Here is a 15,162-nt window from a genome sequence, read left to right on the forward strand (position 1 = left end):
TGTTTATGATAGTGGAAAATGACAGGCTACCGTATGGTTATCCCCGCTCAAAACAGGCTCCTTTTCTTTACAAATACTTGCCGCAAATGGACATCTCGTATGGAATCTGCAGCCTTTAGGAGGATTTGCCGGACTTGGTACATCACCTTCAACTACAATGCGCTCTCTATTTCGTAAATGCGGGTTTGGAATCGGATAGGCGCTTAATAATGCTTGTGTATATGGATGCTTTGGTTTCGAGAATATATCTGCCGTTTTACCAAGCTCAACGATTTTCCCAAGGTACATGACAGCGATTCTGTCACTAATATATTTGACTGCACCAAGACCGTGGGCAATGAACAGATACGTTAAATTGAATTCCTTTTGCAAATCCTTGAGCAGGTTCAGCACTTGTGCCTGGATAGAAACATCCAGTGCAGACACAGGCTCATCACAAACAATCAATTTCGGATTCAGCATTAGCGCCCGGGCTATTCCAATTCTTTGTCGCTGTCCACCTGAAAACTCATGCGGGTATCTGCCTTTATGAAACTTTGTTAATCCAACTGTCTCTAGCATTTGATCGACCTTTTTGCTGACCTCTTCCTTAGAGGCAAGCTTATGTGCCAAAAGCGGCTCTGCCAAAAGGTCCCCAATTCTTTTACGCGGATTTAGAGAGGAATAGGGATCTTGGAAAATGATTTGCATTTGTGTCCTGATTTTCCGCAATTCTCCTTTACTTAAGTCCGCCATATCTTTTCCTTCAAACAGCACACTCCCTTCAGTAGGAGGGTCCAGCTTTACAATTGCTCTGCCTGTCGTAGATTTGCCGCAGCCTGATTCCCCAACAAGTGAAATTGTTTCACCTGGATAGATAGAAAAATCTAGTCCGTCTACTGCTTTTACGTGACCTACTGTTTTAGATAAAACTCCTTTTTTGATTGGATAATATTTTTTGAGATTTTTAATTTCCAAAAGAGGCTCACTTAATTGTCCTAATATTCCGTCTTTTTTAGGTAAAGTTATCATGCTCATACGTTTACCTCGCTTCCACTAGTATGTGTTCTTGTCTTGCTGCCTACTTCCTCATAAAGCCAGCATCTCACTTTATGATTACTGTTGCCATCAACAGCTAAATGGGGAGGTCTGTCAGTTACGCATTTTTCCGTGGCATACGGACATCTTGTATGAAAGCGGCACCCCTTTGGCATTTGCTGCAATGTCGGTACGGAACCTGGAATCGAATAAAGCTTTTGGTCTGAATCGTATTCCAAATGTGGTATGGATTCAATCAAGCCCTTCGTATAAGGATGCTTCGGTTCATCAAATAATGTAAACACATCAGCCTCTTCTACAACCTGCCCTGCATACATGACAATTACTTTATCAGCCATTTCAGCGATAACGCCTAAGTCATGGGTGATCATCATAATAGATGTATTTGATTCCTTTTTTAAGCTTTTCATCAATTCAAGGATTTGAGCTTGGATTGTTACATCAAGGGCTGTTGTCGGCTCATCTGCAATCAGCAGCTTCGGCTTGCACGACAACGCCATTGCAATCATAACCCTCTGTCTCATCCCCCCTGAAAGAGAATGGGGATATTCATCAATGATTACTTCTGCTCTTGGTATTCCCACCTTCTGAAGCATTTCGACCGCATACTTCTTTGCTTCTTTTGCACTGTAATCCATATGCAGACGAATCAATTCAACCATTTGGTTTCCTATTGTGAAGACAGGATTTAAGGATGTCATCGGCTCCTGAAAGATCATGGATATTTCATTGCCGCGGACCTTTCGCATTTCTGCTTCCGAGACCTGTGCCAAGTCCTTGCCATTCAGCTTAATAGAGCCTTTCTTTATAAAACCATGTGTTCCTAGAAGTCTCATGATAGATAAAGAAGTAACACTTTTTCCGCAGCCAGATTCACCCACAATTCCGATTGTCTCACCAGGCTCCAACTGGAAAGTCACTTCTTCGACAGAAATGACTTCCCCCTTATCTGTTTTAAAAGCCGTTTGCAGTTTATCTACTTCTAAGATATTGTTCCCCATTCTTCCCCCTCCAGTTTTAGTTCATTTATATAGTAGAAGATTCTACTAATGCACCAGCCTTTTCTGGATTGATATAATAATCGACAAGACTCAAGAAAATCTTAGCTGTATCGAGCATCGCTCTCTCATCAAATGTAAACATTGGATGATGATGCGGATAAACAGCACCAATTTCTTCATTTCTGGCACCAACTGAAAAGAAAGTTCCTGGTCTATGCTGAAGATAATAGGCAAAATCTTCGCCGCCCATCCCTGGCTTAATAATTTCCACAAGCTTCTGTTCTGGTAAATTTGCTTTAACGCATTCTACTAGAATATCAGTCTCTTCCTTCGTATTCACAGTCGAAGGATAGCCCCTTGTATAGTTAAATTCATAGGTAGCATGAAACGCCTTGCACACTCCACTAATTAGCTCATCCATTTCTTTTTCAATAAGATCACGAACATCGTCGTCAAAAGTTCGGACTGTGCCTGTCAATTCTGCAGTGTCAGCAATAACATTTCCTGCGTTTCCGGCATGGAATGACCCGATTGAAATGACAGCTGGTTTTTGCGGATTAACACGGCGGCTGACAATATGCTTCAATTGGTTAGCGATTTGCGCCCCAATTGCAATGGAATCAATAGTTTGGTGTGGTGATGCTCCGTGACCACCCTTGCCTTGAAGCTTTAATTCAAAAGTATCACTTGCAGCAGATGTAGGGCCAACTCCGTATAGCACCTCTCCGAGAGCATTTCCTGAAGCAAGATGTGCTCCAAACACAACGTCTACTCCATCCAAGCATCCGTCTTCAATCATTGTGATTGCGCCTCCTGGCGGGAGTTCCTCTGCATGCTGATGGAGAAGAACAATATTGCCAGCAAGATGTTCCTTATTGTCATTCAGCACCTTAGCTACAGCAAGCAATGTTGCTGTATGGCCATCATGTCCACATGCATGCATAACGCCATCGATTTTTGATTTGAAAGGAACTTCCTTCTCATCCTGGATTGGTAATGCATCAAAGTCTGCTCTTAACGCAATGGTTTTTCCCGGCTTTGATCCATAGATTTTCCCAACAACTCCATTTCCTCCAACATTCCTTCGTACTTCGATTCCGAAGCTCTCCAGCAGATCTCCAATCATCTTGCTCGTGTTCGCTTCTTGAAAGGAAAGCTCAGGATTTTCGTGCAAATGCCGTCTCCATTCCACCATAGAATCATACATTGCTTCTATTTCCTCATACCATTTGCTTAACATTGCAGATCACTCCCATCCATTATTTTTGATCTTTGCTTGATATTGATTTTCTTATTGAACGGCTTCGGCCACCTCTTCTTCCGATTTCACAGCAATATAGTGGTCAACAATACTCAAAAATGCTTTACCTGCATAAATCATCGCTTTCTCATCAAAATCAAACATTGGATGGTGGTGCGGGTAGCTTTGCTCCCCTTCTACTCTTGCACCAGTGTGAAAGAACATACCTGGCTTTTCTAAAAGATAGTAGGAAAAATCCTCTGCGCCCATGATTGGTGAAGACCTGACTATCATCTCTTTATCTAAGCTGTCTGCAATTGCCTTTTCAAAAACAGCCACTTCCTCTTCATGATTAAATACTGCAGGATAACCCTTTATGTAATTCACTTCACAAGTTGCCTGCATACTTTCGCAAATCCCTTCTGCCATCAAGCGTATTTCTTCTTCCATAAATACACGCAGATCCTTATCAAGTGTTCTTACCGTTCCAGTCAATGTTGCCTTTGACGCGATAACATTTTTGGCATTACCGCTGTGGAAGGAACCGACTGACAGCACAACCGGATTTAACGGGTCCACTCTGCGGCTTGCAATAAATTGCAGCTGTGTGACAAGGGCAGTTCCAACAGCAATGGCATCGACTGTCTCATGTGGTGAAGAGCCATGTCCCCCTTTGCCTGTTACCGTTATTTCAAATGCATCAGCTGCCGCTTGTGAATAGCCTGGTTTGCAATAATATTTTCCTAATTCACTCAAGCTGGAAAGATGCGCTCCAAATACTACATCGACTCCTTCTAGGCAGTCATCCTCAATCATTGCTTTTGCTCCTCCTGGCGAAAGCTCCTCTGCATGCTGGTGCAGCAGCACAACATTGCCTGCGATACTTTCCCTGTTATCCTGAAGTACCTTGGCTACAGCAAGCAATGTGGCAGTATGTCCATCATGTCCACAAGCATGCATGACTCCGTCTACCTTTGATTTATAGGAAACTTCCTTTTCATCCTGGATTGGCAGTGCATCGAAATCTGCTCGGAGCGCAATTGTTTTTCCTGGTTTAGCACCATAAATCTTGCCAACTACACCTCTTCCACCTACATTGCGTCTCACTTCAATTCCAAATCCCTCTAGGATATCCGCAATCATCTTCGGGGTTTCTACCTCTTGAAACGAAAGTTCTGGATACTGATGCATATGTCTTCTCCACTCCACCATCTGATCAAACATACCTTCTAGTTCTTCATGCCAATTTTGTAACATACGTTCCCTCCTAATATAATGAAGAATTTCCACATCTTTCCCTAAAGGTTGTTATAACTTTTAACATTATTATATTTAATCGTTAAAAAAGGATAATTACGCAATTTTCACAGATGAATGACTTATCTCTTTTCCTTTAAATACTGATTTTCTCCTTTCTTATTTGCTATTATTTTTGCTATTTCTTATAAATTAACTTCAAAACTAGGATTAGTATACTAAGTTTTTTTAATTATCATAATTAACAGAATTAATAGTTAATTATTCTTTTTAGACATATTTTTCACTTTTTCTTCTTTTATCAATGTTGTTTCCGCTTTCAATTTTAAACGGTTAATCCAATTGTGTTAGATAATCTGACATTCAAAGTCTTTTAAATTTTTTTCCTGACAATTCTCTTGTCCGAATATAACCAGCTTCTATATTTGAAAAAATAGATGCTTGGACAAAGCTAGAGCTTCCTCGTCTTCGCCTGCAGGGTCGTGATTTCCCTTAGTAGTCGAGTGTCCTTTTATCCTACCACTAAAATTTTCAATTGTTGTTTTTAGACCGAAAACAAAAAACCGAACTATTAATCAATAAATGATAAATAGTTCGGTTGAATTAGACTTACATATGTTCAGCCTCTACTGGAAAAATTCTTCATATAGTGCTTTAACAGCTTTTTTCGCAAATTGTTCCTTTACACCAAACATCATGCTGACTTCTGATGAGCCTTGGTTAATCATCTCGATATTGACTCCAGCCTCTGCCAAAGCTTTGGCTGCGCGAGATGTTGTGCCAACATTATGGCGCATTCCTTCCCCAACAACCATAATTAATGAAAGGTCATGCTCTATGACAGCTTCTTCAGCATTAAGTTCTTCCTTTATCCTTGCAAGCAGTTCGCCTTCATCAATATGTATTAATTGATCTTGGCGCAATATGATTGTCAGGTCATCAATACCTGAAGGCATATGCTCATACGAAATCCCATATTCCTCCAAAATAGAAAGGATTCTTCTTGCAAATCCAATTTCTTTATTCATTAAATATTTACTGATATATATGGAACAAAAACCTTTATCATTTGCAATTCCGACAACTGGTCCATTATCATTACTGCGTTTTGCTGCGATTTTTGTGCCTGGAACAAGAGGATTATTAGTATTTTTCACATGGACTGGAATGCCGGCCCGATAAGCAGGAATCAATGCTTCCGCATGGAAGACGGAAAACCCTGCATAGGATAACTCGCGCATTTCCCTGTATGTGAGCATACTAATCTCTTTTGGCTTGGAGACAATCGTTGGATTTACAGTATAGACTGCATCAACATCCGTGAAATTCTCATAAACAGATGCCTTCACACCGTTCGCTACTATCGCACCAGTAATATCAGAGCCGCTTCTGGAAAAAGTCACAACCTCACCTGATTTGCTATAACCAAAAAAACCTGGGAACACAACGATGTCCTCATACTCTCTTAAAAGCTGTAAACGATCATAAGACTCAGGAAGCACCTGGGCATTGCCAGGCTCATCAGTCACAATCAGTCCGGCCTCCTGTGGATTAACATACACTGCTTTCAAGCCTCTGGCAGTTAAGAAAGCTGCGACCAATTTAGCATTATTGTCTTCCCCGCTTGCCTTGACTGCCTCCATAAAGGAATGAGCATTCTCTTTATTTCCATCTAACAGCTCAAGAAAACCCTGTTTAATTTGCGTAATAATGTCACTTGAAAGATCAAGTTCTCTGGCAATATCCGCATATCTTGCAATCACCTGCGCAACTTCTTCTAAAGGATCCTTGCCTGCTAATACCTTTTCTCCGCAGCTAATTAGCAGGTCTGTCACTTTTGTATCCTGCTCATTCCTTTTTCCTGGAGCAGAAACTACCACCACTCTCCGCTCCTTGTCATCCTTTAATATTTGCAATACCTTTTCTAATTGCTGTCCTGATGCTAAAGAACTTCCACCAAACTTTACTACCTTCATGCCGCCATCTCCCATTACGTCAATTAATATTAATGCTTGTATTATTTCCCCATGCTTACATTCCCATAAACTGCAGAACTTTTCCAATAATATGTTTTTTTAATTTTCCATTATTTTATGCTAAACATATTATTACTTTTTTACATGTAAGATGCAAGATATTTCTTCATTAGAAATACATTTGTGCATGAAGAGAGGACAAAAATATTTTTTTTTAAAAGGTACTGATGGACTAGCACATTACCATTATTTTTGTAAAGCAAAAGGCTTCCTTCTTTGGAGGAATTGCGTTAAGATAATATTTAGAAAAACGAAATGTTTTCGGAAAGAAGTGTTATTTTTGGACGATTATCAACAGTATTCAAAACGCAACTTGTCGATCATGTGGTTCGCAAATTTTTTTATAAGCGGAAGCATGACAATGGTTTTGCCCTTTCTATCCCTTTATATTGAGTCAATGGGGAACTTTTCAGAGAAGTATGTTCAGCATTGGTCTGGCCTCTGTTTTTCTGTCACATTCATCGCAGCCTTTTTGTTTTCTCCAATTTGGGGGAAGATTGGGGATAAGTTTGGAAGGAAAAAAATCTTAATCGCATTAGGCTTCGGCCTCGGTCTCTCCATTTTCTTAATGAGCTTTGTCACTTCTGTATGGCAACTATTTGCACTCCGCTTTTTTACAGGCTTCTTTACAGGATTTATTCCTATGTCACAGGCATTTATCGCTACACAAACCCCTAAAAAAACTGCTGGGAAGGTACTCGGTACCCTGCAGACCGGCAGTATTACAGGTTCCCTTATCGGTCCTTTACTTGGAGGTGCGATAGCTGACAGCATTGGTTACTCTGATACATTCCGCTATACTTCATTTGCCATACTTCTGTCAGTAATATTGGTCTTCACAACGAAGGAATTTATTCTCCCTGTCGCCAAAGGCATTAAACAGCATTATTCTACCAGAGAGGTACTTGGGTATATCTTAAAAAATCCTATATTTATAACAGTATTGCTTATTTCGGCAGTTATCCAAATTGCCCATTTCAGCATCCAGCCAATTCTGTCTTTATATGTAAGTGAACTGCATGGCACAGAAAGCATTGCTTTATTTTCTGGCATTGCCTTTTCAGCAGCAGGCTTAGGAAACTTACTCATGGCACGAAAGTGGGGAGAGCTTGGCGATCGAAAAGGCTATTTGAAGCTGCTGGTGATCTTGCTATTTATAGCAGGCATTGTCTATTTCCCAGGCGGGTTCGTTACTGACTATTGGCAGCTTTTGATTATTCGGTTTCTGCTCGGTGTGTCCATTGGCGGACTTATCCCAGTTAGAATTGCCTATATCAGACATGAAGTTCCGATTACTATGCAAGGTGAAGTAATGGGATACGAAACAAGTCTCCGCTTTCTCGGAAATATAATTGGTCCAACCTTCGGCGGGTTAATTGCAGGGCATTATGGCTTTTCAGCTGTGTTCTTCACGACAAGCAGCCTGCTGCTTATCTGCGGTGTATTCTTAGTAACGATGATGCATCGACACCCAAAATATGTAAAACATTCCATATCATAAATAAACGGAAAGTCTCTTCTTTCATTAAGTAATGTTATATAATAAAGGTATACTTTAGTGCATTTAGGGAGTGCTGCATTTAGTATACCTTTATATTTTTTTAGGAGGAATAAAACGATGGCAAAATCTATTGCAAAGAAAAAGCGCGAAAAACAGCTGCGTGAAACTGGATTTAATGTTGCTATAAAAAGAGGCGACTGGGGCTCGATTAACCCGATGACTAAAACGACAAAAACGAAGCTTGAGCTGCTTAACAGCAGAGCGAAGAAGCATAAAAAGAACCATTCATCCGGCGATTTGGAGAATGGTTCTTTTTTATTCCGGATAATAAATCAGGACAAAAATAGTCGCCAATTCATCCCCTGTATTAATGTACATATGGTCCCGATTGGATGTGAAGGATAGTGCGTCTCCTTTTTCCAAATTATACTTATCTTCGCCAATAACAATTGCGACATTTCCCTCTCCAACAAAGACATATTCCTCCCCTGCATGCTTTTCAGAAAAATGCTCTGTTTTTGCATCCAATTCTACCGTATACACCTCAAATTTTTTTTCAGGATGATATGGAAAAAGAGAAAACAGCCGATAATGATTGGAATCATCCTTAAATGGCTCTATGTCTTTGAAACGAACTTTTTTAACAGTTGTAGCATTTTCTGTCATGAAATAGGAAAAGGAAACCTGCAGTCCCATTGCTATTTTCCATAATGTCGAAACTGTCGGATTTGATTTTCCCTTTTCTATTTGAGCAAGCATTGCTTTACTAACCCCTGTCAGCTCAGCAGCTTTATCAAGACTATATCCTCTACTCTTACGAAGACTTTCAAGATTTTTTCCAATTACATTTGAAATAGAATCCATTTTCCACTCCTTAAAATTGTCATTGATTAATTATTCAGGCTTTTATATACTGTACATTATAACATACATTTATATAACATATTAAACATTTAGGAGGTTATCATCCTGGAAACTTCGAAGGTTTATGTACGGAAAGAAGATGATTCCTTCACCTTTTTGAACGGAGTTAAAGATTGCATCCCAACATTGTTAGGCTATATCAGCATTGGTTTGGCAATGGGAGTTGTTGGCGTATCTTCTGGCCTAGACATTTTTGCTGTGTTTTTAATGTCACTCCTTGTTTATGCTGGATCTGCACAATTTATCATTTGTGCAATGATTGCTGCTGGGAGTCCTATTGGAGCGATTGTGCTGACAACCTTTATCGTTAATTTAAGACATTTACTTCTTAGCTCCGCTTTAGCACCAAGGTTTACCCAATATTCTTTATTAAAAAACATCGGCATCGGCAGCTTAGTAACAGATGAATCTTTTGGAGTGGCCATTACAAAAATCTCCAAAAATATTCCTATAACAGATCGCTGGATGAATGGTCTCAATATTACAGCCTATACTGTCTGGATTATCTCCTGTACGGTCGGAGCATACGCAGGAAAATGGTTTCCGGATCCTAAAACATTCGGCCTTGATTATGCATTAACTGCCATGTTTGTTGCACTATTAATTCTCCAGCTGCAGACTGTCCAACGAACCAAATTAAAGCATTACCTATTTTTAATGGCTGTTATGGTCGTATTAATGGTGCTGCTTTCAGCTATCATGTCGAGCAGCCTTGCAGTCATTGTGGCGACAATTATTACAGCAACGATTGGAGTGGTAACTGATAATGAGCACAACAACTGAATACCTCCTGCTGCTTGTTGGCTGTATGCTTGTAACGCTTATTCCGCGAGTATTGCCGTTTATCGTTGTCAGAAGCTTTGCTGTTCCAAAGCCTGTGGAAAAATGGCTGTCTTACTTACCAGTTTGTATATTTACAGGTCTTATTGTCGAAAATTTAATCACAGCATCCAATACAGGCATGCAAATAAACTGGAATGTTTTACTGGCGACAATTCCGACACTTTTGATTGCAATATGGACGAAAAGTTTGCTGACAACAGTCCTTGTCGGAGTAGTCTTAATGGCTTTAATCCGCTTCTTTTTCTAACAGAATTTTTAAATACACTCCTTAAAAAGACTATTCTAGGACTTTCGTTTCTTTTCTAGGAAGTTTATAATAAAATATTGGATATATTATTGATATAATCAAAAGAAGAATTTTTTTTGCTTTATCATTTATGCAAAAATGTGCTAATGTCTTAAATCTTGGCACATTTATCTTTATACATAGGAGAAAGGTGGTCATATAGTGGAGAACAATTCAAATTTTATCAAGAATATTATGAAGGAAGATTTGGAAACAGGGAAGCATAACACGGTTATCACTCGTTTCCCTCCAGAACCGAATGGCTATTTGCATATCGGCCATGCTAAATCAATCTTCATTAATTTTGGACTAGCAGCTGAATTTAACGGGAAAACGAATTTACGTTTCGATGACACAAATCCTCTTAAGGAAGACATTGAATATGTTAATGCTATTAAAGAAGATGTAGAATGGCTTGGTTACAAATGGGAGAACCTGCTTTTTGCATCTGATTACTTTGAGGAAATGTACAAACGTGCTGTATTGCTTATTAACAAAGGGCTGGCATATGTTGACGACTTGAATGCAGATCAAATTCGCGAATACCGTGGAACATTGACAGAACCAGGAAAAAACAGTCCTTACAGAGAGCGTACAATCGAAGAAAACTTAGCGCTTTTCCAAGCTATGCGTGAAGGCAAATTCGGTAACGGTGAAAAAGTACTAAGAGCAAAAATTGATATGGCATCACCAAATATCAATTTACGTGACCCAGTTATTTACCGCATTTCTCATGCCTCACACCATAATACTGGGGACAAGTGGTGCATTTATCCAATGTACAGCTTTGCACACCCATTAGAGGATGCTATTGAAGGGGTAACACACTCGCTGTGTACGACTGAATTCGAAGACCAACGCCCGCTTTATGACTGGGTTATTAGAGAATGTGAAATGGAAAGCACACCACAGCAAATTGAGTTTGGCCGCTTGAATATCACAAATACTGTTATGAGTAAGCGTAAACTGAAGCTTTTAGTTGATGAGAAGTTTGTGGATGGCTGGGATGATCCACGCATGCCAACAATTTCTGGCTTGAGAAGACGAGGCGTAACACCTGAAGCAATTCATGAATTCAGTAAAGAGCTTGGTATTTCCAAAGGATCAGGGGCAGTAGATTCTGCCATGCTGGATCATTTTGTCAGAGAAGACTTGAAACTGAAGGCTCCTCGGACAATGGGTGTTCTTAATCCATTAAAAGTGGTTATCACAAACTATCCTGAAGGCCAAGTTGAAATGCTGGATGCAGAAATTAACCCTGAAAATCCGGAGATGGGCATACGTCAAATTCCTTTCTCCCGTGAGATTTACATCGAACAGGAAGATTTCATGGAAGATCCTCCAAAAAAATACTTCCGTCTATTCCCTGGCAATGAAGTCCGCCTAAAACATGCTTACTTCATTAAATGCGAGGAAGTTATTAAGGATGACCAAGGCAATGTAATTGAGCTGCGTTGTACCTATGACCAAGAAACAAAAAGCGGATCTGGCTTTACAGGCAGAAAAGTAAAAGGCACATTACACTGGGTCGAAGCTACCAATGCAATTCCTGCTGAATTCCGTTTGTATGAACCACTTATTTTAGACGATGAAGCTGAAGAAATGGCAGAAGGAGAAACCTTCCTTGACTATGTTAATGAGAAGTCTCTTGAAATTGTCCAAGGCTTCATCGAACCGAATATGAAGGATGTACAAGCATACGATAAGTTCCAATTCTTCAGACACGGCTATTTCAGTGTTGATCCTAAATACACAACAGCAGAAAAGCCAGTGTTTAACCGAATTGTTTCATTGAAGAGCTCCTTTAAGCTTTAAGATAGACTAGAACAGCTTCTTAATGGAACTGCCCTAGGTGCAGTTATCTCATTAGACAGCTTCTAGGGCATGAGTTTGGTGTTGTACCAAATTCATGCCCTTTTCCTGCTACTCCACCAAACAGCTTTAACCAGGAATTAAGGTAATTGCTACCTTAAGTGAAACTAAAAAGGCACCTCCAAAGATTAGACTTAAGTCTAATCAATTGGAGGTGCCTTTCAACTTTATGCAACTTTTATAACTATATTTTAATGCTTGCTATAAGACAGCTTTCCTGGACTAGTAAGCCAGTCATATTGAAGCAGACGCAGCTCGAACAATCTTAACGGATCATGGAACATTTCCGGATTATTCTTCAACCGTTCCAGTAATTCCTGATATTCGTGAATCTCGACATTCTTATCCTCTATCGTCTTTTGAAGAACATCATATGGATTGCTAAAGAAGATATGGATATCTCCTGCAAGCCCATTCTCATAAAAGTCAAACTGTAATAGAAACGCGTCGACAATATTTTGAGCAACCTCTGTAAAATCCTCTGTCTCAAGATATTTATGGTATCTTGTATGAAGCATCTTTTTATTTTGTGGAATACTGCCAAACAGCTTACCAGCACTCTTCAGCAATACTTGTGATGGCTTCAAGCGAAGTAAAATATTCGCTTTGTCAATTTTGATGCTGTTTGTGAGCCTGCGTGCATCTCTTTTCCAATCATCCAAAATGGAAAAATCACATTGAAGTGCCAGTTGGTCCTCTTCATATAATCCATTAAAGCCTTCACATAGTTCATTCAAGAAATGCTGGCTTTCATTCAACTGCTCTTGGGATAGCCTAATCCACTCATTTATCCTGTCGTACACCTTTGGCAGCAATGTTTTGTGGACATATTGGTCGATTTCACTATTCATTTTATCATTAAGCTCAATATGGATTTTTCCGAAATCGCTGTCCTCCTTAACGAAGTCCTTGCAATCTCTTAATATTTTTGGAATTTCCGTCATAATTTCCCTTGTAGTAGTGTCTTTAATATCTTCAAAGGAATTTACGATAGTACGCGTTTTTTCCACTTCTATATCTGAAAGCTGGTTATTTGCACCTGAAAGCTTGCTGACAATCTCCTCATACATCCGCAATGTTGTATAAAGACTTTCCTCCATTTCCAATCTTTTCTCAAAAAGGCTGGACAGCAAATCCTGTACAATCGCAATGCTTTTAACTGTACGCTCTTCGGCAAGATTCCTTTCTGCAAAGTGCCTTCTGTAAAAGCTGCTAATATCATTAAGCTGGATACTGCGATCATTTTCTTTTGAGTAAAGGAAAACAGCACTGTTTGGAAAATATTGATCAATTGCTGCTGTTGCCTTTTGCAGTCTTTTGGTTGCTACCTTTTCATTTTCCGCTTCATCTGCATAAATTAAGAATTGAATTGTCAAATGAGGAGCCTTCTCCTTCCAATCTAGCAATCTTTCATAATCACTCGACTGAAAAAGCGATCTTTCATTTATAACAAAAAGGAGACTGTCTGCCAACAAGGCATAATCTGCATACTTTTCTTGATGCGGGAATGGCAATGTTGTGATAGCCCAATTATTTTCATGTAAGAAAGCGGACGGAGCATATAAATGGAATATTCTTGTATCTCCTCCATACCTTGCATGTGAAAGCTGTTCCTCATAAAAATCAGATAATGTGTCAATTGGACGAACACCTTCTTCTGTCACTTCCGCCATTTCTAAATAATCTTGATCTTGAATAGAAATCAGACTGTTTGTATCCTCAGACAGCAATGTTTCCCCAACTAGCTCATTAATGCAAGAATTTACACCACTGCCAGGCGAGCCAATTATGAGCAGCTGATGGCTTTCAGAAGGAATTTGCTCCACTACCTTTTGCGAGAACTTCTTATCAATAATAATGTCATTGTTTTGCGCCCAGTTTGAAATTGATTCCAGTAATTGCACTATTTCTGTCAAGTCAACAGCGGCCTCTGCATTATTGATTAAATGCTCAGAATTGCTGATGATATCCGTCGCAAGCGTTCCAGGGAACATTTCATTCCAAGCCAGAACAGCAGATGCAGCTGTTATCAAACGATTGTTAGTTGCTGTTACTAATAAATTGCTTAAAATAGCAGGAACAAGCCCTCTAATTTCCTTTATCGGATAAGCAGAGCTTATTAGATGTAAATAGGCGTTTTCCAGCACCTCAGGAAGCTCTTTCCACTCTTCCGCTTCCTCCCAATGAAGCTGTTGAAACAGCTGATTGAAGTCTCTCAGCCATGCTAAGTAAAAAGGGCTGTTTTCATAATTTGCCCAAATTGCTGTACTCAGTTTTTCGAATAGCCTTTGATCTAGCTCCGAAACACTTCCGATGCTCTCCATAAAATAACCGGGCTCATGCTCTGCGATAACACCGATTTTAGCATATTGAATTAAAGCTTCATACCATTTTAATGAATTGGTTCTGTCTCCTTCATTAACAGCCAGTTCAATCGCATCTTCCCAGTTTTCATTTTCCTCGAAATAAGCCTTTGCAAGCATCGTCATATTGGCATAATCAGGATTTGTTGCAAGCAAGCTTTTGATTGTATGCTGCGCCATATCATGATTGCCTTTTTCAATATATAAGGCAAACAGCTGCATGGAAATTTCTGTATTTAACAATTCTGAATCAGACAATACAGCCTTATATATGCTTTCCGCTGTCGATAACTCACCAAGCTCCATATAAGCATCAGCCAAGTTTTTCTTGGCCCAAGGTTCAAGCTCGTTTGCAATATTCTCCCACTTGAATATCGCTGATTCATAGTCATGGACAAGAAAATATAATTCCCCCTGTGCAAAGCGGATAGAGGTAAGGTCAGGAACATTTTTCCGTTGCTCAGCAATATACAATTGACCGAGCACCTCAATAGGCGGCTCTTCTCTATCCATCGTCAATCCTTCATAATATGATTTATTAATTAATTTCTTTTCTAATGTCATAACTTCCCCCTGTTATTCATTAAGAATGTTGATAAGTTATTTTTCTTCATCCTCATAATCACGTTTTTTAGCTATCATCTATCCAACTGTAATATTATGCAAATAAAACAGCATTCATAACTAGTGTCTTTGTCCATACTTCCCTTTATTGTAGCAAAGACATCTGTTTCGTACATTTCGGCAATTGTTCATTTATGTTACAAAACATTTACTTATATTTATAACAATAGATTACTA

11 protein-coding genes are annotated in these 15,162 nt (G+C 39.4%); 4 read left to right on the top strand and 7 right to left on the bottom strand.

Annotated features, from left to right (window positions below; translation table 11 throughout):
- Positions 1–3 precede the first annotated feature (3 nt).
- From NQZ71_RS19095 to NQZ71_RS19115, 5 genes are all read right to left on the bottom strand, one after another.
- A complete protein-coding gene (locus NQZ71_RS19095; RefSeq protein ID WP_317011151.1) occupies positions 4–1,017 on the bottom strand; it encodes an ABC transporter ATP-binding protein in 1,014 nt (337 codons plus the stop codon).
- Positions 1,014–2,039 (bottom strand): ABC transporter ATP-binding protein, encoded by a 1,026-nt coding sequence (locus NQZ71_RS19100; RefSeq protein WP_144456164.1) that lies wholly within the window; start codon positions 2,037–2,039, stop codon positions 1,014–1,016. The genes NQZ71_RS19095 and NQZ71_RS19100 overlap by 4 nt, the downstream gene beginning before the upstream one ends.
- Before the next feature lie 25 nt (positions 2,040–2,064).
- Positions 2,065–3,279 (bottom strand): M20 family metallopeptidase, encoded by a 1,215-nt coding sequence (locus tag NQZ71_RS19105; RefSeq protein WP_317011152.1) that lies wholly within the window; start codon positions 3,277–3,279, stop codon positions 2,065–2,067.
- Between the two features lie 51 nt (positions 3,280–3,330).
- A complete protein-coding gene (locus NQZ71_RS19110; RefSeq protein ID WP_144456168.1) occupies positions 3,331–4,536 on the bottom strand; it encodes an amidohydrolase in 1,206 nt (401 codons plus the stop codon).
- Positions 4,537–5,162: 626 nt separating this feature from the next.
- On the bottom strand, positions 5,163–6,512 hold the full coding sequence (locus NQZ71_RS19115) for an aspartate kinase (RefSeq protein ID WP_317011153.1): 1,350 nt from the start codon (positions 6,510–6,512) through the stop codon (positions 5,163–5,165).
- Positions 6,513–6,894: 382 nt separating this feature from the next.
- On the opposite strand from NQZ71_RS19115, the gene NQZ71_RS19120 reads away from it, so the two are divergent.
- Positions 6,895–8,073: an MFS transporter gene (locus NQZ71_RS19120; RefSeq protein ID WP_317011767.1), complete on the top strand. Its 1,179-nt coding sequence runs from the start codon at positions 6,895–6,897 to the stop codon at positions 8,071–8,073.
- Positions 8,074–8,388: 315 nt separating this feature from the next.
- Here the strand turns inward: NQZ71_RS19120 and NQZ71_RS19125 are convergent, their stop codons facing one another.
- Positions 8,389–8,937 (bottom strand): helix-turn-helix domain-containing protein, encoded by a 549-nt coding sequence (locus NQZ71_RS19125; RefSeq protein WP_260054037.1) that lies wholly within the window; start codon positions 8,935–8,937, stop codon positions 8,389–8,391.
- 105 nt (positions 8,938–9,042) lie between these two features.
- On the opposite strand from NQZ71_RS19125, the gene NQZ71_RS19130 reads away from it, so the two are divergent.
- The 3 genes from NQZ71_RS19130 to NQZ71_RS19140 all read left to right on the top strand — a co-directional run bounded on the left by NQZ71_RS19130 (position 9,043) and on the right by NQZ71_RS19140 (position 11,941).
- Positions 9,043–9,780 carry an AzlC family ABC transporter permease gene (locus NQZ71_RS19130; protein ID WP_144456173.1) on the top strand — a complete coding sequence of 246 codons (738 nt, stop codon included), beginning with the start codon at positions 9,043–9,045 and terminating at the stop codon, positions 9,778–9,780.
- Positions 9,764–10,087, top strand: coding sequence for an AzlD domain-containing protein (locus tag NQZ71_RS19135; protein ID WP_260054036.1), 324 nt, complete (start codon positions 9,764–9,766; stop codon positions 10,085–10,087). The genes NQZ71_RS19130 and NQZ71_RS19135 overlap by 17 nt, the downstream gene beginning before the upstream one ends.
- Positions 10,088–10,288: 201 nt before the next feature.
- Positions 10,289–11,941, top strand: a complete 1,653-nt coding sequence (locus tag NQZ71_RS19140; RefSeq protein WP_260054035.1) for a glutamine--tRNA ligase/YqeY domain fusion protein — start codon at positions 10,289–10,291, stop codon at positions 11,939–11,941.
- A gap of 248 nt (positions 11,942–12,189) precedes the next feature.
- Here the strand turns inward: NQZ71_RS19140 and NQZ71_RS19145 are convergent, their stop codons facing one another.
- Positions 12,190–14,925, bottom strand: a complete 2,736-nt coding sequence (locus NQZ71_RS19145) for a tetratricopeptide repeat protein (protein WP_317011154.1) — start codon at positions 14,923–14,925, stop codon at positions 12,190–12,192.
- Between the last annotated feature and the right edge of the window lie 237 nt (positions 14,926–15,162).

It is taken from the genome of Niallia taxi, assembly GCF_032818155.1.
Classification (GTDB): domain Bacteria; phylum Bacillota; class Bacilli; order Bacillales; family Cytobacillaceae; genus Niallia; species Niallia taxi_A.